Raw genomic sequence first — 26,500 nt, 5'->3', positions numbered from 1 at the left:
ATTCCTCCGCCATTATTATTTGCTTATTCGATTTCCTAAACTATTATACTAACCCATACTATCAGTTATCAGCAATCTAAATATTAAATAATTTGTTAAAAATCAAATAAGCTTTCCATCTAAGATTTGCTGAATTGTTGCCAAGACACCTTGATGATTATTGTCAGCAACTGCTTTCGTTGCAATTTGATCTTGCATAAATTGCTCTGCATTAGGCATTACAAAAGGATGTTTAACATAATGCAACATCTCTAAATCATTATCATTATCGCCAAAGGCTACCATTTCATCTGGATTAATTTTCCAGCGTTCACTTAACAACTCTAGACCCGCACGCTTATTGACTCCCGGCGCTAAAATATCAACTGATCCATAACCCGATCCTGTGATATGGAGCTGCGAACCAAAAGCGTCTTGAAGTTCAGCAATCTCAGGCATCACATCGACACTCTGCTCCCAAATCAATGAAACGCGGAAAATATCATCTTCAATATCCATAAAGCGATCCACTTGATGAATATTAGGAAAAAAGAATTTACTCATTTCAATAATTTCTGGTGTGGCATGGTTTGAGACATACGCCCCCTTAGCCCCAGAGAGCATAACTAAATTTTCATCAATGGGATGTTCTTTTGCATTCCATTTTAAAATTTCAGCCACTTGCTGTGGACGCAACGTCTTTTCAGCTAAAATCTGATTATTTTGTGAAACAATCGCGCCATTATCTGAAATATACGTTAGTCGATCCGCACCGATTGGCTCAAAATAGGCTGACAACTTAACTTGTTGATTCCCACTAGCAGCCACAAAGCGAATATCTTTAGCCGCCATTTCGTCAAGCAAAGCGGAAAGCCAGGCTTGATCATATGTTTTCTCATCGGTAAGGAGGGTTCCATCCATATCAGTTGCAATGAGTTTAATCGTCATACCATCTATTCTCCCTTAACTATTGTTTCTTAATTTTAAATTAGTCCGTATCCTTGACTTATGTTTGAGGCGACAAACCATTTTTAATTCTATACGTCTAACGCTTAGAATACTAGTATTTTTCACAGCTAAACCAAACATTCCACTGTTAGCGTCAATTTTAGCGAAGTGTTTTTTCACTTTGTGTTAGAATATGTTTATTAAATACAAATGAAAGGTTTGTCGTATGGACGAAGATTATAAAGACCGGCTGAGTCGCTTAGACCGGCTCGATGAGCAGCCAGCTACGAGTACGTCGTCAACACAAACAACTCGACTCAATCAGCCACATTCAATTTACCAAGATAAAATTTATTGGGCCTTAATGCTTATTTCGATCATTGCGCAACTTGCCATTTGGTGGATTTATCCGCTCATCTACTCTAGACATTTAGATGCACAAAGTTGGCAACCCAGTCCTGTGCTCATCATTTACAGTGTTTTATTAGCATTGGCCACTTACCTAACTTTCACCCATGGTTTGAAACAGCGCATTAACTATTTATTTATCTTATTACCAATTTGTTTTATATATTTTTTATACCAGCAAATGACAATCCAACAAGTCATTCTATTAGTGCTATTGCCATTGAGTCTTTTCTTGATGAACGTACCATGGTTAAACCTAAACAATATTCTTGGGCTAATTTTATACTCTAGTTTAGCCACTTTATCAATGCCAGTTGTGATTTTTTATCAAGAAAACACATTTTTAACCCAGCCATTTTTAATTAGCCTATTACCACTCTTCATGAATTATATGTACTATATGAGTAGTATTTTCGTGACTGACGGACAGGAAAAACGCGTGACTGGGCTGATTTTAGGAATTGTCCTATTGTTAAATGTTTTAAGTTTGTCTTGGAATTTCTGGACATTTTTAGCCATTGTTATCATTATTTTCACTTGGATGGTTCTCATTAATTTCGATGTAAAATATAAATATCGGATGGGGCTTTTGTCATTCTTTGAAATGATTACTGTTTTAGTAATTTTCTTACAACAACGTTAATGAAAAAGAGGTATCTCTGATTGAGATACCTCTTTTTTATTAATCATCCAATAGTTCTAATACTTTCACTGAATCCATATTACGGAAGTGTTCGTTATAATCCATCCCATAACCAACTAAAAATTCATTTGGCACATGTGCACCAACAAAATCCACAGTGACTTCACCATCATCTTCATTTTCACGCTTGTCAGTGGCTACCGCAATCCAAACATTCTTAGCACCACGTTGCTTAAAGTCAGCTTTCAAATAGCGCAACGTCAAGCCTGTATCGACAACTTCATCCAAAATCAATACATTCTTCCCGGCTAAATCGGTTTTTAAATCACGTTGAATCGTAATGTGCCCGGTTGAGCTATCACCAACATAACTTGAGACATCAATATAATCCATAATGACATCTTCACGATTCATTGCTCGCAACAAATCCGCCATCCAAATATAAGCACCCTTCATGACCCCAATAACGACCAAGGGCTCATCACCAGTTGCTTGATTAATTTCATTAGCAACGCGACTAACCATATTTTGTATATCTTCAGGGTTTAAAACTGTTCGCTGCAAATTATAGTTCATGGCTTAAGCCTCACCATTCCAAATATCAAATAAGACATTAGTTTGTTCGTTTGATGGTCCAACCGCAAAAGTATAAAGTGGCACACCAATTAATTCTTCAACTCGCTTCAAATAATGCTGCGCGTTTTCAGGCAATTCTTCACGTGATTTAACTTGGGTAATATCCTCGTCCCAACCTGGCAATTCTTCATAAACTGGTTCAGCCCGACGAACTTCTGCCAAGCTAGCTGGATAACGAGAAATAACTTCTCCGTCCAACTTATAAGCAACTGCAATCTTTAAGATTGGCAACCCTGACAAAACATCCAATGAATTAAGTGATAGATGTGTGAATCCGCCAATACGAGCCGCATGACGCAAAACAACCGTATCTAACCAACCAATCCGTCGTGGACGCTTAGTCACAACACCATATTCGTGTCCGACACGTCGAATTGTATCACCCACTTCATCAAACAACTCTGTTGGGAATGGTCCATCCCCGACTCGTGAGGTATAAGCTTTCGCCACACCCACAACGCGATCAATTTTTGTTGGCCCGATTCCTGCACCAATCGTCGCACCACCACCAACTGGTGAAGATGATGTCACATAAGGATACGTTCCATGGTCAATATCTAACATGGCACCTTGTGCACCTTCAAGCAATACTTGCTTGTCATCATCTAAGTAGTCATTAACTAATTCCGCAGTATCCGTAATGTATGGACGCAAGGCATCTCCATACCCAGCAAACTCTTCAACAAGCTCGTCCAAATCAAGTGGCGCATGATCATAAATTTTCTCTAATAACTCGTTCTTATCAGCCAATACAACTGCCAAACGCTCACGTAAGATATCCTTGTCTAATAAATCAACCATACGAATACCAACACGCGCCACTTTATCCATATAAGCTGGCCCAATTCCGCGTCCAGTTGTACCAATTTTTCCATCACCCTTTTTAGCATCTGACAATTGGTCAATCAAAATATGGTAAGGGAAAATGACATGCGCTCGATCAGAAATCCGCAAGTTATCGGTGGTAACATTCTTCTCTTGGATTGAACGAAGTTCTTCCAATAATGCTTTTGGATTAACAACAGAACCATTTCCAATCACAGCTAGGCGTTCTGGGTTAAAAATTCCTGATGGGATTGATGATAATTCAAACTTTTCACCATCAACATAAATAGTGTGTCCTGCATTGTTACCACCTTGATAACGCACTACCATGTCTGCTTCTTGTGCGATGAAATTTGTAATCTTACCCTTACCTTCGTCACCCCATTGACTACCAACAACTACGATTCCAGCCATTAATTAATCCTCATTTCTTAAATCCTGATTACTTTAATTAAATCTATTCGCTATGCTTTTCAGCCATTAAAAAGCGAACATTAATCATACCCACAGGTACTAAATTATTTTATCAGCAAACAATCACTTTAGCAAGTTATAAACTCCTTATAATCAATTAATCGTTCGTTTATTTTATTGTTTATAGATTTATTTTAATCCAACGTTCGTATTTAGTTTGACTTAAGGTCATTTAGCGCTTAAAATATGTAACTGTTATTAACTTATTTGACCCATTTTCGGAGGAACCAATGGATAATATTCGTAAATATTTTCAATTCGATGCGCTAAACACGAACTTTAGAACTGAATTCATCGCCGGTTTTACCACGTTCGTTTCAATGGCCTACATTTTATTCGTTAACCCAACTGTCTTAGGTGCAGCTGGCATGAATAAAGGCGCTGTCTTTACCGCAACAGCATTAGCGAGTGCAATTGCCACAATCTTTATGGGCTTAGTTGCCCGTTACCCAATTGGAATTGCGCCCGGCTTAGGCGTGAATGCTTTCTTTGCTTACTCCGTCGTCATCGGGATGGGAATTCCTTGGCAAACAGCCTTAGCTGGTGTCCTAGTCGCTGCCATCATTTTTATGATTTTAACTTTATTTAAATTACGCGAATTAATCATCAACATTATTCCTCAAGATTTAAAGATTGCAATCGCTGCTGGAATTGGTATGTTCATTGCTTTTCTTGGTTTAGTTAACGCTGGGATCATTATAAAAAATGATTCTACGATGGTTGGTCTTGGCCATCTGGGCAATGCTTCAACGTTACTTGCCATTTTTGGAGTTTTAATCACCTTTATCTTGATGGCTCGTAAAGTGCCTGCCGCGATTTTTATCGGTATGATTATCACAACTATCGCTGGTATGTTGACTGGTCTCATTGACGTACCTCATCAACTTATTTCAACTGCACCTTCATTAAAGCCAACTTTTGGCGTTGCAATTGCCCACCTTGGTGATATCAATACTTTGCAACTCGCAATTGTCGTTCTAACCTTCCTGATTGTCACATTTTTCGATACCGCCGGTACAATGATTGGTTTGGCAACTCAAGCTGGTTTCATGAAAGACAACAAGATGCCTCGTGTTGGTCAAGCTTTAATGGCCGATGCCGTTGGTATGACCACCGGTGCAATCTTAGGTACTTCACCAACTTCTGCTTATGTTGAATCCTCAGCCGGAATGGCCGTTGGTGGCCGTAGTGGTGTCTCTGCCATCACAACCGGTGTACTATTCATTTTTGCATTGCTATTCTCACCTTTGTTAGCAATCATCACCCCTCAAGTCACAGCACCAGCTTTAATTGTTGTGGGTGTCTTAATGGCTTCTAACTTACGTGATATCAATTGGGATGATTTCGCTATTGCCGCTCCAGCCTTTATGATTATTATCGGCATGCCTTTGACTTATTCAATTTCAGATGGTATTGCGCTCGGATTTATTATTTATCCAATTATGATGCTTGCTACTAAGCGCGGTAAGCAAGTTCACCCATTGATGTACGCATTAGCTTTGATTTTCTTACTTTTCTTGTACTTAACTTTGCATTAAGTAATCTATTATAAAAAAGCAAAAGGACTTTGACTAATTTGTTCAAAGTCCTTTTTTATATAAAAAAAACAAGCAGTGTCGCAACCCTGCTTGTTTTAACTTTATTTTTGATAGGTTTCACGTTCAGCGAATTCTTCTTCAAGTGCCGCTTGTTCCTGACGATACGTTTTAATCGTTCGATCTAGTACACCTGACTCAACTGTTTCAAGCGCATCACCTAGTGTATGCATTGCTGTAGTATAATCAAAATTTTCTTCATATTCCCGTCGGGCTTGTTGCGTTGCCGCCATGACAGTCGCATTGTCCGCATGACCTTGCGCCTTGCGTACCAGTCGTTCTGTGACCACTGCTGCTTCTAACATCTGTTCTGTCGTCTCGCTCAATGAATCCAAGTCAGTACTTACAATAGCTAGTTGACGCTCGACATCATCGATATTCGTCCGTGATGACATCAATTGCTTCTCAGAACGACCTAATTCGTCTGCAACCACATAAAAATCAGCTTTATATTTTTCTGAAAGTCCCGCCAAACCTTGACGCTCAACCCGACGTTGTAACTGCCGCATTTTATTCTTTAGGTAGACTAAGCGACTATTCAATTGATTCTTCCGCTCAGGCAATTCACCAAACTCTTGCCAAAGCTCACGCTGGCCTTGTTCAATTTGCACCAATTCATCATGCAAAGCTTGTTGTGGCTTTAGAATCGTACTAAAAACGACTTCATGTTGCTCGATTGCTGTCTTTAATTCCGTTAATTCCCGATCTAAGCGCGACAACTGCATATGCCAACTTCGAATTTGTCCGTCCTCATCATGCGTAAACACAAAATCTTGGGACAAACGATCTAAATCAATATTCAAATCATGATTCAACATCTTATTTTGACGCAGTCCCTCAAATAAAGCCACATTATTTTGCTTAACTTGTTTAGCAGCAACCATTTCATCTTCGAACATTTGGTAAAGCGCATCAATTCTTGTTCTTAAAACATCAATCTTGTCACTGGTCTTTTTAAGCTTCAACTCTGACAAAGCATCTAAAGCAACTTGCTTTTCATCATCTAGCTCCTGCAATTCTTCAGCAACATCTTGATTAAATTGATAACCTTCTGTGTTCAAACGGTCATACGTTGTGTGTAACTCAGCCAATTGATCCGAAATAGTGGAATCTAACTCTTTAAACAAAGCCGGGATCTGATCAATCCGTTGCTCCAACTGAGTCGTTTCCATTCCTAATGTTTCATAAATATCAGCGGCGGCAGCATGATCACCACGTTCAGTTAAACGTGAAAACTCTGCAAACTCATCCTCTAAACTGCTTAAGACGTCTTCCAGTTGATCAATCGCCGGTCCAAATTGGAAACTCTCTGAAAGCAATACCTTTCTTAGTTCTTGATACTCTTGCTCAAGATCTTTAACGGCTTGTTTATGCGCTGAATCCAACTCTTTCAAATCTTCCAAACCTTGATTCACAATATCAATCGTGGTTTTAGCATCTCGCACTTGTTGTTGTAATTGTCGTAATGACTGTGCTGCCTTAATGAAATTAATTCCTTGCACATCATACAAGACTTGAGTTGCTTGTTCATCAATCGCATCAAACCCACTGTCTTCTAATTGCTCATACTTGCGTTCTAAAATTTGAAACTGTTGCAGCGACTGCCCTGTCAAACTCAATTGACGTCCTTCTACAATCCGGTCACGCATTGGAATGGCTTGTAAATCATCTTTTTCTTGTTGTAATTTATTCACTTTACGAGTTGTTAAACGCTGTGAAATAAAAATAATGAGGTAAATTGCAGCAGAAACCACAATTAGACCAATCACAATATGCCCAATTTGTGTCATCACTCATTTCCTGGCAATTGCCGTCAATTACCAAACTCCTTTTATCTCAGATTAATTATTTCTAGATTATCATGCCAAGAAACAGAATGGGGGATTTTGCGTGGGCTTTTAGCTTTACTTGGGGTTCTTTACTTTTTTTTAATCCATTTCAAACGTATTACAATAACGTTGACCAAAAAAATGCATAAAAAAAACACGACCATAGTCGTGTTTTTGCCAACCGAAGTTGTGATAAAAAATTATCCCAAACGGTTGTAGTATTCAACGATAAGCGCTTCATTGTAATCGTGATCAAGTTCTGAACGTTCTGGGTAACGAACAAGTGAACCCTTCATTTCATCGCGGTTAAATTCAACGAATGGCAAAGTACCAGCTTGTCCATCCAAAGCAGCTTGGATGTAAACGTTGTTTTGTGACTTCTCACGAACGCTGATTTCTTGACCAATAGCAACTTCGTATGAAGGAATATCAACACGCTTACCATCAACCAAGATGTGGCCGTGGTTTACAAGTTGACGTGCTTGTTGACGAGTTGTTGCCAATCCCAAACGGTACACGATGTTGTCCAAACGACGTTCCAACAAGATCATGAAGTTATCACCGTGAGTACCCTTACGGATACGTCCAGCCTTGTTGAACAAGTTATGGAATTGCTTTTCAGTCAAACCATAAGTATAACGAACCTTTTGCTTTTCAGCTAATTGTAGACCATAGTCAGATGGCTTTGAACGACGGCCTTGACCGTGATCACCAGGTGCATAGCTACGACGAGCAAGTTCTTTTCCAGTACCTGACAATGAAACGCCAAGACGACGTGACAAACGGTACTTAGGACCAGTATAACGTGACATAATAAATGTCCTCCAGAATTTTTATTTTGTTGAATTCTAGAGAGTTGTCTCACAGACGTGCAATTCACCCACACCTTCACCACTGCAGCGCGGCTACTAGTAATGTTCTCTACCATTGGTAGGTCGGTAAATTGGTGACGCGCTGCGGACAACCCGCTGCAGTTTTCAACAGTGCTTTTATTGTAGCAAAATAAACTACACCAAGCAACAATTTTTTTAGTTACCGTTCAAGATAAAACTCGAAACGTGAACCGACATATTGTGTCCGCACATATTCGAATGGTTTATTATTTTGATCAACAGTAATTTGCCGTAACACCAAAACTGGATCATTGCGCTTAATTTGCAAAAGTTCAGCCACCCGCTCGGTAACATTGGATGCTGTCACAATTTGCTTAGCATGTGTCACCCGTACACCACGTGTTTCTAACAATGTTTTATAAAGTGAATTTGTTAAGTCCTCGCGGTTAAGCCCTTCCACTAAGTCAGCAGGAATTGAAGCCACTTCATAGGCAATTGGTTCATCATCCCCATAGCGGACACGTTCCATCCGCAAAACTTGCGTGTGTGGCGGTAATTGTAATTGCTTTTGTTCTGAAGTCGACGCTGAACTGACATGGTAGCTCACCGTCTTTGAGGTAGCTTTCTTCCCCGATGCAGCCATCATATCTGTAAATGATGATACGCCATTCAATTGCTCTTGCACTTTCGGCTCGGCTACAAATGTTCCAGCGCCGACACGCCGATCTAAAACGCCTTCATCAACCAGCAACATCACGGCTTGGCGTAAAGTCATTCTAGATACATCAAACTGTTCCGCTAATTCTCGTTCAGCAGGAATTTTATCGCCTGGCTTCCATCGGCCGGCATCGATTGCTTCTCGGATTTCATCATGAATCTTTATATAGACTGGCGCCTTCATTTTTTACGTTGTCTCCTATTTCGTTGGAGCATCACTTTTTGAAAAGTGACGGCCAACACTATAAGTTGCTTCTAACTGATCTAGATTTGAACTAAAGACATTCAAATCGGCATCTTTGCCAACAGTTAGTGTTCCCTTTTGCTTCAAATCAAATTCACGAGCTTGGTTAACTGAGGCCATTTGAACCGCTTCTTCGGTGCCTGCCCCCGTAAAGGCAATCATATTACGGAAAGCATCATCAAATTCAAGCACTGACCCAGCCAAAGCGCCGTTTTCCAAACGAGCTTGCTTATCCTTAACCCAGACTTTTTGACCACCTAATTCAGATTCACCATCACCAAGTCCCTTGGCCCGCATTGAATCCGTAATTAATTCTAGGTGCTCAGCTGTTTTAACTTGGAGGGCCAATTTAACCATGTCAGGCACTACATGGAATCCGTCCACAATTAATTCACCATTAACGCTCGCCTCCAACATTGCATGTCCTGTGACGCCGGCTTCACGGTGATGCATTGGCCGTTGAGCATTGTACAAATGCGTCACACGCTTAGCCTTGACATCCTTTGTCAAAAAGTCACGAGTTGCATCTGAATGACCAATTGAACCAACAATATTGTTTTGCAACAAATAATCTTCAAATTCAGCCAAATTTTCAGCACGTTCTGGAGCGTATGTAATCAAGCGCACCCGATTACCAGAAAGCTCGTGCCATTTTTGGACTAATTCAACTGAAGGCGCAATCATATATTGCTCTGGTTGTGCTCCCTTATAATGTGGATTAACAAATGGTCCTTCAAGATGAACTCCCATAATAGCGGGTTCTGTTTTAGCAGCTTCATTGATGGCTACCATCGCTTGATCAATATTTTCAATTGATTGAGTCATTGTCGTTGGGAAAACACTGGTAATACCTTCACTCAACTGGCCTTGTACCATCTTCAAAATTTCATCTGGATTACCATCCATTGTGTCAAATCCATACGCACCATGAGTATGAACATCAATAAATCCAGGTACGATAATCTTTTGATTAACTGGCTCAACTTCATCTCCAGCTTGTGGTGTAAATTCCGCCATTGGGCCGAGCGCTTGGATTGTCTTATTAAAACGAATATAACCATCCTTAATAACTGGGTTCGTCGCATCACCCGTATAAATCGTTGCATGTGTCAGTACTTTACTCATGTTTGCCCCCTTAAAAGATTGCTTAAATGATCTGGTTAGTTTCATTATATATGGTCTAGTCCAATTTTTCCAGTAAAAAAGCATACATTTCCCCATTAATACTGGAAAATGTATGCTACAAATTTTACCAATTTAAAATTGTCTTTAACACGCCACTATGATTGTTATCCTCAGCGACATGTTTAAACTCAGGTTGCTTAAGCAAAAATTCATCCCCATTTGGCATCACATAACCTGCATCGGCAAGCTGGAGCATTTCATAATCATTCATTCCGTCCCCAAAGGCAGCAAGTTGATTCGTATCAGCGTCCCCTACCGTCTGAAGTAAGGTTTCTAGCGCGAATGCTTTATTAACCCCTTCTGGCAAAATATCAACTGTTCCATAACCAGAAGTTGTCGCGTACAATGGCAAATCTGAATCATTAATAGCTTGCATCACTCGATAGCCATCGTCATGATTATCTGACCAACGTCCCGTCACCGTTGACACCGGTTCAGGTAATTCAGCTAGTGAATCAATTTCATTAATCTTGTCATACAACTTTTCCATAAAGGCATAGGTTTGAGCATCCAATTCACCCATTCCCTTCAAGGTGTACATTTCATTGTCAGTATAAGTTCTAAGGCCACCACTAGGGACGGCTTGACGCTCGTCCAAAAATGCTTGCAAATCAGCCAAAGTTGCTACTGAAATTTGCTTTCGTATCATTGGATGATCTTGTGGTTTAACTACCGCTCCGTTACTAGCCACGATATCTACTTGCTTAGTAAACTCACCAAACATCGCTTGAATCCATTTTAGTTCACGTCCTGTTGCAATCACAAAACGCGTCTGCTCATCTGCGAGGCGATTTAAAGTCTGTTGAAACAAATCTGCATCGTAATGTTTTTGATCATCCAAAAATGTCCCGTCTAAATCAGTTGCAATGAATTTCATCTGTCCACCTCATGTCTGTTCTATTAGACCCATTGTACACAAAAAAACACCACCTCATCAAGAGATAGTGTTTTAGGAATAGCTCATCAGGGAGTCGAACCCTGGATGCCGGTGTGAAAAACCGGAGTCTTAACCGCTTGACCAATGAGCCAAAATCATAGTTGCCTTAACAACAAAAACTATATTATCACGTGGTTTTGAGTTATGCAACTACTTTTTTCAATTTTTATGCCAATTAGTCATTTTCTTGTTGGATTGCCGCAATTTCAGCCTGCAATCCAGCCATTAGCGCCTCGCTATCAAAATATTCTAGTGCTGTTTGTGCCACACTATTATCAGATGTTGCCTGTTTAACCAATGTATTCGGACTAATTTGGGCCTGCTCTAAATGTGTCCCAGTCCCTGCAAGAATTTGCTCTGCCATCCCCACTGCGTGTTCAACATTAACTTGATTGGCAACTGCGGTATGGGCCAAAGCATCTACTAAATTAGCCACTAAGGCTGGGCCAGCTGTTCCTAACACACTCACCACTGCCAATTGGTCTTCTGGATATTCATCCGCACGTCCCAATTCGTCAAATAGCATCGCAATAGCACCTTTGATTTCTGCATCGATTTGCTCATCAAAAGCCAAACCGATGTACCCAGCATGCGACGCAACATTCACATTTGGAACCGCACGCGCGATTGTCACTTCTGAACTAATTAAATCATGTAACTGTGCAAGCATTAATTCTTCATTAATTGAAACGACAATCACACTTGGATCAACACTGGCAGCCATTTGCGTTTGGGGCGCTAAGTCCGTTAAGGTTTTGGCATTTTCAGCTAAAATTACCATGTCAGCATCTTGCCAAACTTCCAATACTGAAGCCCGATGTTCTAATCCATCAGGTTGATCTTTTGCTTCAGCAAAGCCAATTTGGGCAATCGCCGTATTTCCTTGCCAGCCATTTACAAGTGCTTCAACCATCGCACCTGATCCAATATAACCAATTGTAAGCATATTATTATCTCCTTTAAATGAAAGCGGGGTCACGTCAGCGACGCCACCCCGTTTAATCTTTAACTTTAAGCAAAACCTTGTCGATTTGACAAAGTAAATGATTGATTATGATAACGCATCGACATGACCAAACCAATCCCAATCATATTACCCAAAATGGCCGATCCACCTTGCGATATGAATGGCAATGGAATTCCAGTCAATGGTACTAATCCAATGTTCATACCAATGTTTTCCAAAATGTGGAACAAAAGCATCATCACAACACCAGCTGAAATGTATGCATAGAATTGGTTTGATGTATCATAAACCACTTGGAAAATTTGATAAATTAATAGGAAATACAAAATCAACACTAAAATACTACCAACAAAACCAAAATTCTCACCAATAACTGAGAAAATCATATCCGATTCACGAACTGGCACATTCACGTGTGAGACGTTAAAGCCAGTTCCAGTTAAGCCACCTGAACCAATAGCCTTAATTGATTGCCACAATTGATAACCCGCATTTGATGTGTCACCTTCTGGATTAAGCCATGAGTCAACACGTGAGAATTGGTAAGCTTGGAAACCAAAGCTTTCCAAAATATGACGACCCCAGGTCTGTGACACCAACAAAATGACCACGGTTGCTAAAATACCACCAACTAAGAAGATTGGACCCAGAATCCGCCAAGAAACTCCTGACACAATTGTCATTCCAAAAACAATTGCCAAGAAGACTAACATTGTTCCAAAGTCATGTTGCAATAGCACCAAAACTATAATTGGAATCGTCCAGGCAATGATTTTAAGCAACAACATTTCATCCGAGCGAATCGTCCGAACCGGATTATCAAAATTGTGTTTTGAAATGACCCGAGCCAACATCACAATAAATGCTGGCTTCATCACTTCAGACGGCTGGAAGGTTAACGGACCAATTGCAAACCAAGACTTACCTCCGGTTTGGGCGGCATATGCTCGACTATAGAAGAAGAGCACCGCGACCATTAAGAACGCTCCCAGCCCAAAAATATATGGTGATAGTCGCCATAATTGTTCTGAATCGAACTGCATAATAAATATAACGACGCCGACACCGATAACATAATAAATAAATTGCATCAGCACCATACGTTTGACATTGATACCAGTTGCATCATGGGTTGCGGCCACATAAATTGAAGCTAATCCAATAATGGCTAACATTAGTACCACAAACACAATGGACCAATCAATTTCACCTTTTGAATTAAAAAAACGTTTGAACATGGCGCTCCCTCTAATGATGTAGATTATATTCAGCGATTAGTTTTGCAACGCCCGCATCAAAATCCGGCACCTTTACTTGATGTTGGTCAGGATATTCAATCATCACTCCATCATCAAGTTCAAGAACGTAACCTAAAGTCACCTTATTAATTTTCACTTCAGAACGTTGATCAACCGGATCGCTAATTTCAACTGAAACTGGTTTGTTTTTCTTTGACATAAGCTTCCTTTCCTAATCGTTCTTTGTAATATGTTCTAGTAACTCACCAGCACCTTTAGCCACATTATCCAAAGGACTATCTGAGACCATGACTGGCACATCAAGCTCATGTGCTAGATATTTATCCATGCCACGAAGCAATGCCCCACCACCAGTCAAGACAATACCGCGGTCAATGATATCAGCTGAGAGTTCAGGTTGAATTTCAGATAAGACACGGTGTGCAGCCTTGGCTACTTGTGCTAATGAATCATGCATGGCTTCTTCAACCATATTTGCATCTAATGTGATGGTTTCTGGCATACCTGAGAAGTTATCACGACCACGAACTTCCATTTCATCTGGATCATCAACTGGGATTGCTGTTCCCAATTGAATTTTAATCGTCTCAGCCGTACGTTCTCCAATTTGCAAACCAAACTTGTGCTTAATGTAATTAGCAATATCTGCGTTCAAGCGATCTCCAGCGACCCGGATTGACTCACTATTAACAATATCACCCAATGATAAGACAGCAATGTCTGAAGTCCCACCACCCATATCAATCACCATTGAAGCCAATGGTGAAAAGATGTTTAGACCTGCTCCAACAGCAGCAACCTTTGGTTCATATTCAAGGTAGACCTTACCGCCACCAGACTTTTCAGCAGCTTCAATAATCGCCTTACGTTCAATTTCGGTAATATTTGTTGGTGCACAAACCATGATACTTGGACGGCTCATAACACCCTTTGCTTGCAACTTTGACATAAAATATGACAACATTTCTTCGGTCATGTCAAAATCAGAAATCACACCATCTTTTAACGGACGAACCGCACGGATATTACCAGGAGTCCGGCCAACCATTTTGTATGCGTCCGTTCCAACGGCTAAAACTTTATCCTTTTTTGTATCAATTGCAACTACCGATGGCTCATTAAGTACAATGCCTTCGCCTTCAACATAAATCAGGACATTTGCTGTACCCAAATCAATTCCAATCGTCTTTGCCATGTTTCCACCTCTTTTAAACAGCATACTGTTTTACTTTTTATGTTCTATCATATTAGTATACAACAAATTTAAATTAATTTGCTTGTTGTTTCTATTCCAGTGTAAAATTGATTTACACAAAAGACAAACTTATTCAAAGGAAATTCATTATGAAAATCACAATTCAAGCTATTGCACACGCGCTCGATGCACACATCCAAAATGACGCTGACGTAACTGTCACAAGCACTGCCTTTGATTCACGTCAGGTAACCCCTGGAGCCTTGTTTATCCCACTTGTTGCCGAAAACGACGGTCATACGTATTTAAATAGTGCCATTCAAAATGGTGCCGTTGCCAGTCTTTGGCAAAAAGACCACACCCCATATCCTACCAATGTACCACTAATCTTGGTTGATGACACTCTCGAGGCATTCCAAGCTTTAGCTGAATTTTATCTGAAGCAAGTTGATCCTAAAATTGTCGCCATTTCCGGATCAAATGGCAAAACGACTACCAAGGACTTCATTGCTGCAATTGGTAACACCAAATACAAAACTGTTAAAACACCCGCTAACTTCAATAACGAAATTGGTGTTCCCACAACCATCCTATCAATGGATGATGATACTGAATTATTAGTCTTAGAAATGGGGATGGATCATCCAGGTGACCTCGATAAGCTCTCTAAAATGGTGCAGCCCGACATTGCGGTATTAACAATGATTGGCGAAGCTCATATTGAATTCTTTAAAACTCGTGCCAACATTGCCGATGGTAAAATGCAAATTATCAATGGCTTTAAACCAAATAGCCAACTAGTCTATAATGGCGACGAACCACTTTTGGTTGACCGCGTAGGTGCTCACGATGAGTTGCATAATGTTTCATTTGGTTTAACAGATCAAAATGATCTTTTTGCTTCTAATATTGAAATGACTGCTACTCAAGCAATTTTCACGACCAATGCTTCGAAACAACAATTCACAATTCCATTGACCGGTCGTTATAATGTCGCGAACGCTTTGGCAGCTATCAGCGTGGGCCACCTGCTTGAAATTGATGACGCCACGATTGCTGAAGCTTTACGCAACGCACCCATCACTGCTAATCGAACTCAATGGTTAAAAGGTAATTTTGGTGGAGAGATTCTATCAGATGTCTATAATTCAAATCCTACCGCAGCTAAAGAGGTCCTTAATTCATTTAGCGCCGTACCAACGCAAGGCCGGCGAATTGCGGTCCTTGGTGACATGCTTGAACTAGGCACAGCTGGCCCAGAATTACATGCTAGCCTAGCTGAAGCACTCGATCCAAAAAAGATTGAAAAAGTTTACTTAGTCGGTGATTTAATGACGAACTTAGCAGATGCATTAGTTAAGTTTTATCCAGCTGACCACATTCACACTTATCAAAAAGATGAACTACCAAAGCTGACACAAGATTTGCAAAAACAACTTACCGCATCTGATTTACTCTTGCTAAAGGGATCTCACGGAATTCACCTTGAAAACGTAGTCGATGCATTAGTTAATAAATAGACCAAATAAAAAGCTAAATCAGACTGATTTGGCTTTTTTTGTATACATACGATAGGCCAACCAAATCAATAAGCCACAAATTACCCCACCAAGCACCACGACATACTTATATTCATCAATGACGGTGAGCACTTGCTGCCAAGCTTGTCCTGCATAATGCCCTAACCCAATCAGCACGGTATTCCAAATTCCAGCACCAAGGCTACTGTACATCATGAAAACTGGAAACGACATTTTCGTCATCCCAGCTGGGACAGAAATTAAGCTGCGAACAACTGGAATAAAACGACCAGCAAAAACCGCAAAGCGTCCATGTCGTAAAAAGAATGCTTCGGCACGTTCGAAATCCTTTAAGCGCAGATGTAAAGCTCTTCCAAGCCGGCTGTCAACTAATTTTGCTAAAGTTGGCATATCTAAGAAGGAGCCAATCCAATATAAGATAGCAGCACCAATACTCGCCCCAAGCGTAGCGGCAATAATTGATCCTGCCACGTTTAACTGTGATTGTGTTGTGAGAAAACCTGAAAAAGTTAAGATCAATTCAGATGGAATCGGCGGAAAAATATTTTCCACCGCAATTAATAATGTAATTGCTAAATAACCGAACTGATTAATCATGCTTTCAATAAATTGTTCCATAATTTAAGGATCCTATACTTTCAATTAAAGTTATCATGTCGAACCATTTAACCAAATTAAGCTTGGAGAAAACTTTAAGTTCATCACAAAATAAAAAATGGAATGCTAGCACCCCATTTTCATCCACTATTAATATTTAGCAAAAAAGCGACGCTTTTTAATCGGTGTTACAGCAAACGTAGTCACTGGATCACCATTAACTGCTGCTTTGGCATTTTCTTCAAAAGCATGCGCCATTTGTGCATCTGCTTTTTCCAATTGTTGATAGGCCACTTGTAGTTGATAACTACGTCGCTTCATAACATGCGCATCGGATGCAAAAAAATGGGCTAACCCATGGCTCACAATATCTTGAGCAAACGCTGCTACTTTTGAACCAAAGGTACCCACATAAGAACTCGCCGTGACCTGAGCCAACATCCCCCGCGATATAAAATCAACTAATTTATCTGGGTGATCCATGAACCCTTGATTCCGTTCAGGATGGACAATAATTGGCGTTGTGCCGCGTTGTTGTAATTCAAATAAAACTTGCTCACTAAAAACCGGGACTTCATCCGATGGAAATTCAATCAACATATACGTATTAAATTCATCTGTGGCTAATAAATCATGCGCATCATAAGCTTGCAAAAGATCACCATTCATTCGAATTTCTTGCCCAGGAAAAACTGTCAAAGGGATATTGGCATCTTCTAACGCCTCTTGAAATGCGGCGGTTTCAGCCATCACGTCTTTTGCGTGATTAACATAACGTCCATTCATATGATGAGGCGTAACTAAGGCATGGGTCACCTGATTCGCCACTGCTTCTCGCGCTAAATCCAATGATTGTTCCAAACTCGGTGAGCCATCATCTAGATTTGGTAATAAATGACAATGAATATCAATCATCTTTAATTCCCTTCGCTTTTTCATCTTGAATTAAAAAAAGCAGCGACTTATCCCCGCTGCTCCTTTTTCAATAATCAGTTATCCCCATAACCGTAGCCATAACCGTAGCCATAACCGTCATCTGAACGCTTATCTTTGACTCGTTCAATCGCTCCCAAAATTTTGGTATTTTCTGATAATTGTAAAATTTCAACTGTACGATTCAAATTAGACTTAAGTGTCTTATTCATTGTTACCACCAAAGCAACCCCGTCTACTCGAGGCATCAGCACTTGTGCATCACTAACGGCAATAACTGGTGGCGCATCGAATAAAACAACATCAAAGTTTTCACGCATCCAATGCATTAAATCACCCATCTTAGATGATGCTAAAAGTTCAGCCGGATTTGGTGGGACGGGTCCCGACGTCAAAACTGACAATCCAGGTACAAACGTCCCTTTAATTACTTCTTTAGGCTGCTCATCTCGTACCAAGAGTGTTGACAGACCATGCTGATTATCTAGATAAAATGACAAATGGACGGTTGGACGTCGTAAGTCGGTATCAACCAATAATGTTCGCTTACCGGCTTGCGCCCATGCCACCGCCAAATTAGCGGCCACAGTTGATTTTCCATCCCCAATTTCAGGTGAGGTAAGCATCATCAACTTAAAATCATCAATCCCTGCCGCACTAAACTCAATATTCGTCCGCACCGTTCGGATTTGTTCTGAAATGACATTTTTAGGCTCCGTGAAAGTCACTAATTCAACTTTACTTGGTTCCTTCTCTGCTCTTGCTTTATTTTTTGATTTAAATAATCCCATTTTTGAACTCCTTAAACCCGACGACGACGTGATGGGGTTGGTTGATTAAGTCCCTTTTCTTGTGCTTTCAAGACATCGTCAACTGATCGAACGTGCTCAGCATAACCGACCATCCCTAAGTTGGTTAAACCAAGTTTTTGCGTAATATAATCAACACTCTTAATTGTTCGATCCGACATATCACGAAGCATGCCCCAGGCAAAGGCCACCAAAACACCTAATACAAAACTAATTAACGTAATTAATGGTATCTTAGGCGATACGGGCGTTTTGTGAGCTGAAGCTTTCGATACAATCGTTAGATTTGAAGGCGTATCCATAATCTTGGTAATCTTACTCTTAAATACCTTTGCAATTTCATTAGCAATATCCCGTGATAAATATGGATTGCCGGTTTTAACGCTAACTTCGAACACCTGTGAGTTTTGCTGGTTTGAAATCGAAATTTTATCAGTTAAATTCTGTAACTGATGCTTGGTAAACTTATCACTCAAATTATTGGATACTTGATCCAAAATCACAGGTTGATTAATAATATCCTTATACGTATTAATCATTTGGACATCCGCTTGTTGATTTTGATATTGTGCAGCACCATCTTGAGACTGCTTATCTTTACGATTAACTAATAAATTAACCGATGAAGCGTATTGTGGTTCGATGACAAATTTTGAAACAGCAAAACCAACCCCAGCGAATAACACACCAAGTGTTAACATCAACACCAGATTTTGCTTAATAATTTGCCAAATATGTCTTAAATCAATTACATTCTCCATGTTGAACTCGACTCCCAACTCGTTAAAAAAACTCTACATAATAATATCTTTAGCATAACCACAATGATAACACTTCTGATTATACATTAATCAATCTAGCAACAACAAGAATTTTCAGGACGGCAACTGCTGATTAATTTCCTTTTGCCCATTTTCGATAAAAAAACCTGCTTCTCAGATTGAGAAACAGGTTTTTAAGAATCTTGAACATCTTAATTTGTATTACTTAAAGTTACTTAGCCAAGATGTCCTTTGAGACAACATTCAAATCATCATCCAAATCGTAAACGATTGGTTGACCATTCGCAATTTCAAGACCCATGATATCTTCATCAGAAATCTTTTCAATGTGCTTAGCCAAGGCACGCAATGAGTTTCCATGAGCGGCGATAATAACATTCTTACCAGCCTTCAAATCCTTTGAAATTGTATCATTCCAGTATGGAAGCACACGTTCCAAAGTGACCTTCAAATTTTCACCTAATGGCAATTCATTTTCAGGTACACCGGCATAACGACGGTCAAATGAAGCATAAGTTTCACCATCAACAGTCGTTGTTTCATCATAGCTTTCCAACAATGGAGGCAATACATCGTATGAACGACGCCATTGGTGAACTTGATCGTCACCCCACTTTTCAGCGGCATCAGCCTTGTTCAAACCTTGTAGGGCACCATAATTACGTTCATTCAAACGCCATGACTTTTCTTCTGGAATCCAAAGTTGACCATCTTCTTCCAAAACCAAATGCAACGTTTGAATTGCACGAGTCAAAACAGAAGTATAAGCTTGATCAAATTCAATGCCAGATTCAGCTAACAATTGACCAGCTGAACGAGCTTGTTCTACCCCAACTGGGCTCAACTTGGTATCAACCCAACCATTAAATAGATTCTTGGCGTTCCATTCACTTTGTCCGTGACGAACCATAACTAACTTTGACATTACGATACCTCTTCTTATTTTTATTTTCCTAATTAGTATAACAAATTTTGTGCGTCTGCGCACAATGAACCTTACTTTAATGGGTTCAAATCACCATCCGTAATGGTAAATCCTGATGAGTGTAAAGGTCCTGCGGCTGCAGGGTCCAATTCCTTTAAGATAGATAGAATCGCCACTGGTCCTTCACCAAAACCAGTTGCAATCAAGTCAGCTTTACCTGGATAACCAGCAATATCTCCTACAGCGTACAACCCAGGAACTGTTGTTGCCATATCTTGTCGGACCACACAACGCTGCCGTTCAATCACCGGATGACATGTCCAACCTTCAATCATTTGACTATTAGATTGAAAACCATAACTCACAACAACATCATCAACCAAAAGTGTTTGATCAGTCTGATCTTCATTATTTTCTAAGTTAACAGCTAATTTCCCACTTGCAGCCTGGATATCCGTAATATTATATGGTGTTAATTGCTTCACATTCGTATTTGCTAATTGCTCCAGAGTGTATGCCATTGCACGAAAGCGATTGCGCCGGTGGGTCAAGTAAACTTGATGCGCATAGGGTACCAAAGCCAGTGCTTGATCAACAGCTGAGTCGCCACCACCAGCTACTAAAACATCACGCCCCGCAAAGTGTTGCAAATCATCCGCAATATAGTAAACCCCTTGGCCTTCAAAGGCTGATCCAATTCCATTTGGCAACCGTTTTGGCTCAAACGCACCACGGCCAATTGCCAAAACTACTCTTTGCGCAATCAACTCACCTTGATTCGTTTGTAACACAAAATAATCATGTGTCGCGTCGTAGTTTAAATCCTGCACCACTGTATTCAGTGAAAACCGCGTTTCCAACTGATCAGCCTGTTGTTTTAGATTTTTAACCAAGGTTTGTCCATCAATTTTAGTAAAACCAGGAATATCTAATAAATCTTTTTGCGGATATAAATGAGCGACTTGACCCCCAACTGTTTCTAAACTATCTAAAACTGTCACATCTAGACCACGCATCCGCGCATAGAAAGCAGTATACAATCCAACTGGTCCAGCACCAATTATTGCGACTTGTGTCTTTTCCACAGCTTGCCTCCTTACAAAAAAAGCCACTCAAAACTTTTTTGAGCGACCATGCTTACTTAAACTGTATGATCAAAGACTGGTTTGAATTCTGATAATCCATCACCAAAGTCTTCACTCATCATCATATTAAAGTCAGGACCTTCACTACCAGCGTCATCCGTGAAGAGCTTTTCAAGATCAGGGCCTAAGGCCATCACAGCATCACGGTCAGGACCATCAACGACAATCAAGTAATTACCGCCATCTTCTTGCCCCAACCAAAGTAGATAAAGGGCATTAATAATATCACCATGATCATCCGCAAAGTTGACTAAATCATATTGCAATGCACCTGGTGCAATTTCATCAGCTGGAATTACTGGAACGCCACCATCTTCTTGAAGTGCTTCCAAGACATTCGCCAAATACCCCATGTTATCTTTCGTAATTGGCATGCCGTCCTCTGAGAATGGGTTTAAGACCAAACCGCCCATATTTGGTACTTCTTCGTCAAAAACCATTGGCAAATATTGTTCAATTGACATTGGATAAGGGTAAACCGGTTCTTCAGCTTGCCATTCTCCATCAGTATTATACTTCTCCATATCTGTGAAGACAGGGAAAACCATATTATCATCTTCATCACGTAAAGTGACAAAGCGTACCTCGGCCCCTTCTGGCAAAACAATTGAACCATCAGCCTGTTCTTGCAAAGGCTCAGTAAAACTAACTGGCGCAATAAAGTGGGCTTCTAGCAAAGCTTGTGTATACGCAGCTTCCGTATCCTCATTTTGATTTTCTCGCAAATCATGTAAAGCATCTAAGACGGGTTGATTCGTAATATCTAATTCAAACATTTCATACGCTCTCTTTCATTATTGAACAATGTGGGCAATAAAAGTCTCTTGTACAAAGCCACGTACAGCATTGTAAATTCTTTTTGCACGCGATTGCTTATTTGTAATCGCAAATACAGTTGGCCCGGTTCCAGACATTTGGACGGCATCAGCACCAAATTTCTGCATTTTTATTTTTAAGTTAGTAATTTCAGGATAACGTGTCGCCGTGACCGGTTCGAGCACATTAAACATTTCTGCATAGACCTGGGACATATCTCCCAGTTCCAAAGCTGCCATCAAAGCCGCCATATCACCATGCTGTAATTGATCATAATCAATTTGTTTCAAGATTTTAGGGGTGGACACACTCACCGCTGGTTTAGCGACGACTACCCAAAGAGAGGGTAGTTTATTTTGAATTGGTTCCACCACTTCACCACGACCAGTTACTCGCGCTGGTCGGCTATAAATACAAAATGGTACATCAGCATCAATTGACAGACCCAATTTAGCTAACTGGGCTTCACTCAGATGCATTGACCACAGTTTATTTAAGCCCCGCATCACCGCAGCCGCATCCGAAGAACCACCACCCAAGCCAGCTGCAACCGGAATTCGTTTATCGATATAAATATCAACACCGTCACTTTGCTGAGCTTGTTCACGCATCAACGCTGCGGCCTGATAGGCTAAATTCTTTTCATTCAATGGGAGTACCCCACTCGTTGAATCAACATGAATATCATGATGTTCTTGAGTCGTTTTGATTGTGACATAATCCGCCAAATCGATTGGCACCATGAACATATCCCATTCTTGAAGCCCATCACGATGGAGATACGGGGTATCTAAGCTAATATTCAGTTTAGCATAGGCGCGTTCTAAAATTTCCACTCACTCCTCCCCCAGCTTCTCAAAGTATTACAGTCATTATAACAAATATGCAACAAAATAGGTTAGTCCATAGGCGGAACCACAAAATCTTGTTATAATATGCGCAACAAACACAAAAAAGGATTGGAACACTATGCGCTATCTCTACATACTGACTGGCCTCATCCTCTTTTCCATCGGAACCGTTGCCATTTGGATTCCCGGTCTCCCAACCACAGGTTTTTATTTCTTTGCAGCTTTCTGTTGGGCTCGCTCTTCACCACGCTTACACGCTTGGATCTTAAAAAATAAATATTACCAACGCTACGTTGAAGAAGGCGTATATCAGCGGAAATTAAATCAGAAACAACGCATTGCCATTTATCTATTTTCGGCCGCTTTTATGGCCATTCCATTCATCACCGTACCCAAACTTTGGCTTCGCTTAACTTTAATTGCTTGTTCGTTGGCTCAGATTATTAGTATGGAAGGTTTCTATCGCGGTTACCTCTTCAACAATTTATTCAAAAAACACAATGAACGCGTAAAATTAAATGAAACTGAATAACTGCAAAACATCGCTGATTATATGAGCGATGTTTTTTTATGAAAAAGTAATAACAGCCCGTGGTTGATTTGGTGCATTAAAAGCCGTTGCTGATTCTTTAACAGGATATACTTGCGTAGCAATCCGCCAGTCATAGTGTGCAGCCAATTGAAAAACTGTCTCGACAGCGTCAAGCAATTCTGAGCTATCGACAGATTGTAACCCCGAACCCATTAAGGTTAATTTTGAGCTACGCAAAACACTTGCTGGTAAATCTAACGTCTTACCAGCCATTGACCCAACATCAATATATTGAACCGCGTGTTGGCCACCTACAGCGTCTGCAATCGTCGTTAAAATGGCCTTAGCAGCCGGCCCATACAAATAGTCCAGCACAATATCAACATTCCCCACGACCGTCCGCAAACCAGCTTGATACTGAGCAAAATCAGTCGCATCCGTTAAATCAAGGCTTTCCGTGGCCAAAATGACGTCGGCACCACTTGCTTCAAGCGCTTCCGTCCGCCGGCCTGTTGCAATCACACGTTTGGCCCCAATCGCCTTAGCGATTTTCACGGCCAGCTGTCCCGCCGTACCAGTCGCACCATTAATTAAGACCGTTGCGCCAGGATGCCATTGAATACGCTTAGTTAAGGCAGCCATCGCACTCATACCAGGATTTGCAATTGCCGCTGCTGTTATGTCATCTAATTCAGCTGGAAGCAAGCGTAAGTGATCGACAGCCACTTTGACCGTTTCGGCAAGCGCACCCCCGTCCACAACTTGATCAAAATAAACCCGCGTGCCATCATCCAACACACCAACTCCATCAATTCCCAACGTTTGTGGGTAAACTGATTGACTTGAATAGTGTTGGCCGGTCGCTACCATTTTTGCAAGATTCGATAAAGCCACTGCTTTCACATGTACTAAAACTTGATCAGCATCTGTTTGCTTTGGTTCTGGGACATCCGTGACAATCGGTTGGCCACCTGCTTCTACCAATTGAACTGCTCGCATCATGATTTCCTCCACGCTTCTATAGAATTGTCCCTACTATAACACAAACCAAATTAAGCCCCTAGTCTGGCATACAAATAAAAAAAGGCAAGTTAACATACATGGTTAACCTGCCTTTTTTTAATTCTTATGCTCAATTTCATCCAAGATTTCTTCATGAATTTTTTTGGCTTCTTGCTTAATTGGCTCTTCAAATTTCACCGGATGTACGCCAACATTCATTAAAATAGCCACTGCCATACCAATAAAAGTATCGATGACCCGGTTGATCGCATACAGATAGTCACCATCACTTGGAATCGTAAAACAAATCATCAAAAACGCTGCCGACGCACCAATAATCCCCCGATTATTGTTAATGGCATCATTCACTGCAATCAATAGCATTAATAAGGCTGGAAGTACAATCACTTGCACCCATGCAGCATGGTGCGTTGCCATCATTGAAAATGAATAGACCATCGCAAAAGCACCACCAAAGGCATTGGCAATTACGCGTGACCGACCAAACTGCAATGTTGTTTCAAAATCTTGGCGCAATGAAAAGACCGCTGAGAGGCACGCAATCATTGGATTACCCCGATGTAAAACCAAAAAAATAACAATTAAAATCATCACTGAAATTCCGGTTTTAACCGTCCGTAAACCAAATCTAAATTTTAAATGTGGTGCGTCCATCTGCAACTAGTCTCCTTCTGTAAATTGTTGAGTATGTCGATAGCCTTTACTAATCAAGTATACCAAAATAGCAAAAGTTACAAACACGAGGCCTGCGCCACTGTCAAATAATATCTTATAATTAAATTGCTCAATCATCATCCCACCCAAAAGCGGTCCAATGGCTCGACCAATCGATGGAGCCGCAGAAACCAAGCCTTGGTAGCGCCCCTTCAAATTAGCTGGTGTCAATTCATTGACCAATGCCGGAATCATCGGAAAGGCGGTGACCTCACCAAGTGTTGTCACAATCATTGCAAAAGCAAAGCCAGTAAAGTTTTTGGCAAATGGTAAAATCAAAAAGGCACAGCCAAACATCAAAATTCCGCCAAAAATTTGAATCCACATCGCTTTGCTACCACTACCTAGGTTAAATTTATTAATAATCAATTGAATTACTGCGATCAGCAAACCATTGATCGTCCAAAGCAGTGAATATTGCCATAGTGGTAGGTGCAAATTATCAGTCATATATACCGACAAATTTCCTTGCCATTGGGCATAAGCAATCCATAAAACAATCAAGCCTAAGATAACCCCAAAGACAATTCGTTTATTCCAGACTGGTAATTTATTGACCCCCATCGCATCTTTAACCGTCTGAAAACTTGCTTCGATATTAAAATTGAACCGCACATTTACCAATAACAACAAATAAAGCACTAACGAACCAATAAACAACCAAGTAATCCCATGTGGATAAATTAAGCCCATCAATGCTGTAGCAAAGACCATACCAAAATTATTTGTGAAATATAGCATATTGAACACATAACGGCCATCGTGACTACGTACTAACGTTCCATAAGCATTAATAATTGCCATAATCCACCCATTTAGGAATGACGCAATCATCAAATTAATGACATAAAACGGCCAGCCATGCACGAAAATTAACACAATTTGAATGCCAATCATGGCCAACGTACCATATAACATCAAATGATACGGTTCAAAACGGTCAAACAAGCGGCCGCTCAAAATCGAACCGAATGCCTGCCCAAAGGCAACCATCAACATGACCCATCCCGCTGTAATCAGGGTTTGATGTAGTGGCCCATTCAAATAAACCGTAATAATTGGCCAAATAAAACCAAATGCAAAATTATTAATTAGTGATGCCATCAATAAAGCTTTGATTGACATACCACCTGTTTTCTTCATTTACAATCCCCCTTC

At 40.5% G+C, this 26,500-nt stretch carries 27 protein-coding genes and 1 tRNA gene; 4 read left to right on the top strand and 24 right to left on the bottom strand.

The window, feature by feature from the left end; all coding sequences use genetic code 11:
- Positions 1 to 102 precede the first annotated feature (102 nt).
- Entirely contained in the window at positions 103 to 927 is an 825-nt protein-coding gene (locus JOC36_RS06315; protein ID WP_205145653.1) for a Cof-type HAD-IIB family hydrolase, read from the bottom strand.
- Between the two features lie 226 nt (positions 928 to 1,153).
- Here JOC36_RS06315 and JOC36_RS06310 point away from each other — a divergent pair, with 226 nt between their 5' ends.
- Complete coding sequence (locus tag JOC36_RS06310; protein ID WP_205145652.1) at positions 1,154 to 1,978, top strand: hypothetical protein; 825 nt, start codon at positions 1,154 to 1,156, stop codon at positions 1,976 to 1,978.
- Positions 1,979 to 2,017: 39 nt separating this feature from the next.
- Here JOC36_RS06310 and hpt read toward each other — a convergent pair whose 3' ends face one another.
- Positions 2,018 to 2,554 (bottom strand): hypoxanthine phosphoribosyltransferase, encoded by a 537-nt coding sequence (gene hpt / locus JOC36_RS06305; protein WP_205145651.1) that lies wholly within the window; start codon positions 2,552 to 2,554, stop codon positions 2,018 to 2,020.
- 3 nt (positions 2,555 to 2,557) lie between these two features.
- Complete coding sequence (locus JOC36_RS06300; protein ID WP_205145650.1) at positions 2,558 to 3,853, bottom strand: adenylosuccinate synthase; 1,296 nt, start codon at positions 3,851 to 3,853, stop codon at positions 2,558 to 2,560.
- Positions 3,854 to 4,143: 290 nt separating this feature from the next.
- Here JOC36_RS06300 and JOC36_RS06295 point away from each other — a divergent pair, with 290 nt between their 5' ends.
- Positions 4,144 to 5,451, top strand: a complete 1,308-nt coding sequence (locus JOC36_RS06295; protein ID WP_205145649.1) for an NCS2 family permease — start codon at positions 4,144 to 4,146, stop codon at positions 5,449 to 5,451.
- A gap of 101 nt (positions 5,452 to 5,552) precedes the next feature.
- On the opposite strand, the gene JOC36_RS06290 is transcribed toward JOC36_RS06295, so the two are convergent.
- From JOC36_RS06290 to mreB, 10 genes are all read right to left on the bottom strand, one after another.
- The gene (locus JOC36_RS06290) at positions 5,553 to 7,298 is read right to left on the bottom strand and encodes a septation ring formation regulator EzrA (RefSeq protein ID WP_205145648.1); all 1,746 of its coding nucleotides are present in this window, start codon (positions 7,296 to 7,298) and stop codon (positions 5,553 to 5,555) included.
- A gap of 239 nt (positions 7,299 to 7,537) precedes the next feature.
- The gene (rpsD, locus tag JOC36_RS06285; protein ID WP_205145647.1) at positions 7,538 to 8,149 is read right to left on the bottom strand and encodes a 30S ribosomal protein S4; all 612 of its coding nucleotides are present in this window, start codon (positions 8,147 to 8,149) and stop codon (positions 7,538 to 7,540) included.
- A gap of 220 nt (positions 8,150 to 8,369) precedes the next feature.
- Positions 8,370 to 9,071 (bottom strand): GntR family transcriptional regulator, encoded by a 702-nt coding sequence (locus JOC36_RS06280; RefSeq protein WP_205145646.1) that lies wholly within the window; start codon positions 9,069 to 9,071, stop codon positions 8,370 to 8,372.
- A 15-nt stretch (positions 9,072 to 9,086) separates the two neighbouring features.
- Complete coding sequence (gene nagA / locus JOC36_RS06275; protein ID WP_205145645.1) at positions 9,087 to 10,256, bottom strand: N-acetylglucosamine-6-phosphate deacetylase; 1,170 nt, start codon at positions 10,254 to 10,256, stop codon at positions 9,087 to 9,089.
- 124 nt (positions 10,257 to 10,380) lie between these two features.
- Positions 10,381 to 11,193, bottom strand: a complete 813-nt coding sequence (locus JOC36_RS06270; protein ID WP_205145644.1) for an HAD-IIB family hydrolase — start codon at positions 11,191 to 11,193, stop codon at positions 10,381 to 10,383.
- Positions 11,194 to 11,272: 79 nt separating this feature from the next.
- Positions 11,273 to 11,344, bottom strand: a tRNA-Glu gene (locus JOC36_RS06265).
- An 84-nt stretch (positions 11,345 to 11,428) separates the two neighbouring features.
- Positions 11,429 to 12,199 carry a pyrroline-5-carboxylate reductase family protein gene (locus JOC36_RS06260; protein ID WP_205145643.1) on the bottom strand — a complete coding sequence of 257 codons (771 nt, stop codon included), beginning with the start codon at positions 12,197 to 12,199 and terminating at the stop codon, positions 11,429 to 11,431.
- A gap of 65 nt (positions 12,200 to 12,264) precedes the next feature.
- Positions 12,265 to 13,458: an FtsW/RodA/SpoVE family cell cycle protein gene (locus JOC36_RS06255; protein ID WP_205145642.1), complete on the bottom strand. Its 1,194-nt coding sequence runs from the start codon at positions 13,456 to 13,458 to the stop codon at positions 12,265 to 12,267.
- Between the two features lie 10 nt (positions 13,459 to 13,468).
- Complete coding sequence (locus JOC36_RS06250; protein WP_205145641.1) at positions 13,469 to 13,678, bottom strand: DUF2969 family protein; 210 nt, start codon at positions 13,676 to 13,678, stop codon at positions 13,469 to 13,471.
- A 12-nt stretch (positions 13,679 to 13,690) separates the two neighbouring features.
- Positions 13,691 to 14,674, bottom strand: a complete 984-nt coding sequence (gene mreB / locus JOC36_RS06245) for a rod shape-determining protein (RefSeq protein ID WP_205145640.1) — start codon at positions 14,672 to 14,674, stop codon at positions 13,691 to 13,693.
- A 149-nt stretch (positions 14,675 to 14,823) separates the two neighbouring features.
- Between mreB and JOC36_RS06240 the strand changes: the two genes are divergently transcribed.
- Positions 14,824 to 16,194: a UDP-N-acetylmuramoyl-tripeptide--D-alanyl-D-alanine ligase gene (locus JOC36_RS06240; RefSeq protein WP_205145639.1), complete on the top strand. Its 1,371-nt coding sequence runs from the start codon at positions 14,824 to 14,826 to the stop codon at positions 16,192 to 16,194.
- Between the two features lie 18 nt (positions 16,195 to 16,212).
- On the opposite strand, the gene JOC36_RS06235 is transcribed toward JOC36_RS06240, so the two are convergent.
- The 8 genes from JOC36_RS06235 to ispE form a co-directional block, all read right to left on the bottom strand.
- Entirely contained in the window at positions 16,213 to 16,833 is a 621-nt protein-coding gene (locus JOC36_RS06235) for a DedA family protein (RefSeq protein WP_205145638.1), read from the bottom strand.
- Between the two features lie 129 nt (positions 16,834 to 16,962).
- Positions 16,963 to 17,727: a tyrosine-protein phosphatase gene (locus JOC36_RS06230; protein ID WP_205145667.1), complete on the bottom strand. Its 765-nt coding sequence runs from the start codon at positions 17,725 to 17,727 to the stop codon at positions 16,963 to 16,965.
- A 74-nt stretch (positions 17,728 to 17,801) separates the two neighbouring features.
- Positions 17,802 to 18,536 (bottom strand): CpsD/CapB family tyrosine-protein kinase, encoded by a 735-nt coding sequence (locus JOC36_RS06225; RefSeq protein ID WP_205145637.1) that lies wholly within the window; start codon positions 18,534 to 18,536, stop codon positions 17,802 to 17,804.
- Between the two features lie 11 nt (positions 18,537 to 18,547).
- Positions 18,548 to 19,315 carry a YveK family protein gene (locus tag JOC36_RS06220; protein WP_205145636.1) on the bottom strand — a complete coding sequence of 256 codons (768 nt, stop codon included), beginning with the start codon at positions 19,313 to 19,315 and terminating at the stop codon, positions 18,548 to 18,550.
- 232 nt (positions 19,316 to 19,547) lie between these two features.
- Positions 19,548 to 20,261: a 2,3-diphosphoglycerate-dependent phosphoglycerate mutase gene (gene gpmA / locus JOC36_RS06215; RefSeq protein WP_205145635.1), complete on the bottom strand. Its 714-nt coding sequence runs from the start codon at positions 20,259 to 20,261 to the stop codon at positions 19,548 to 19,550.
- A gap of 71 nt (positions 20,262 to 20,332) precedes the next feature.
- The gene (locus tag JOC36_RS06210) at positions 20,333 to 21,346 is read right to left on the bottom strand and encodes an FAD-dependent oxidoreductase (protein WP_205145634.1); all 1,014 of its coding nucleotides are present in this window, start codon (positions 21,344 to 21,346) and stop codon (positions 20,333 to 20,335) included.
- Positions 21,347 to 21,402: 56 nt separating this feature from the next.
- Positions 21,403 to 22,182, bottom strand: a complete 780-nt coding sequence (locus tag JOC36_RS06205) for an SseB family protein (RefSeq protein WP_205145633.1) — start codon at positions 22,180 to 22,182, stop codon at positions 21,403 to 21,405.
- 18 nt (positions 22,183 to 22,200) lie between these two features.
- Positions 22,201 to 23,058, bottom strand: a complete 858-nt coding sequence (ispE, locus tag JOC36_RS06200; RefSeq protein ID WP_205145632.1) for a 4-(cytidine 5'-diphospho)-2-C-methyl-D-erythritol kinase — start codon at positions 23,056 to 23,058, stop codon at positions 22,201 to 22,203.
- Positions 23,059 to 23,191: 133 nt separating this feature from the next.
- Between ispE and JOC36_RS06195 the strand changes: the two genes are divergently transcribed.
- Positions 23,192 to 23,605 carry a YbaN family protein gene (locus tag JOC36_RS06195; RefSeq protein WP_205145631.1) on the top strand — a complete coding sequence of 138 codons (414 nt, stop codon included), beginning with the start codon at positions 23,192 to 23,194 and terminating at the stop codon, positions 23,603 to 23,605.
- A 36-nt stretch (positions 23,606 to 23,641) separates the two neighbouring features.
- Here JOC36_RS06195 and JOC36_RS06190 read toward each other — a convergent pair whose 3' ends face one another.
- The 3 genes from JOC36_RS06190 to JOC36_RS06180 all read right to left on the bottom strand — a co-directional run bounded on the left by JOC36_RS06190 (position 23,642) and on the right by JOC36_RS06180 (position 26,485).
- Positions 23,642 to 24,607 carry a quinone oxidoreductase family protein gene (locus tag JOC36_RS06190; protein ID WP_205145630.1) on the bottom strand — a complete coding sequence of 322 codons (966 nt, stop codon included), beginning with the start codon at positions 24,605 to 24,607 and terminating at the stop codon, positions 23,642 to 23,644.
- A gap of 117 nt (positions 24,608 to 24,724) precedes the next feature.
- Entirely contained in the window at positions 24,725 to 25,282 is a 558-nt protein-coding gene (locus tag JOC36_RS06185) for an FUSC family protein (protein WP_205145629.1), read from the bottom strand.
- Positions 25,283 to 25,288: 6 nt separating this feature from the next.
- A complete protein-coding gene (locus JOC36_RS06180; protein WP_205145628.1) occupies positions 25,289 to 26,485 on the bottom strand; it encodes an MDR family MFS transporter in 1,197 nt (398 codons plus the stop codon).
- Positions 26,486 to 26,500: the final 15 nt, after the last annotated feature.

The sequence above is a fragment of the Weissella uvarum genome (assembly GCF_016908785.1).
Classification (GTDB): domain Bacteria; phylum Bacillota; class Bacilli; order Lactobacillales; family Lactobacillaceae; genus Weissella; species Weissella uvarum.
This window is presented reverse-complemented; position numbering and strand designations above follow the sequence as displayed.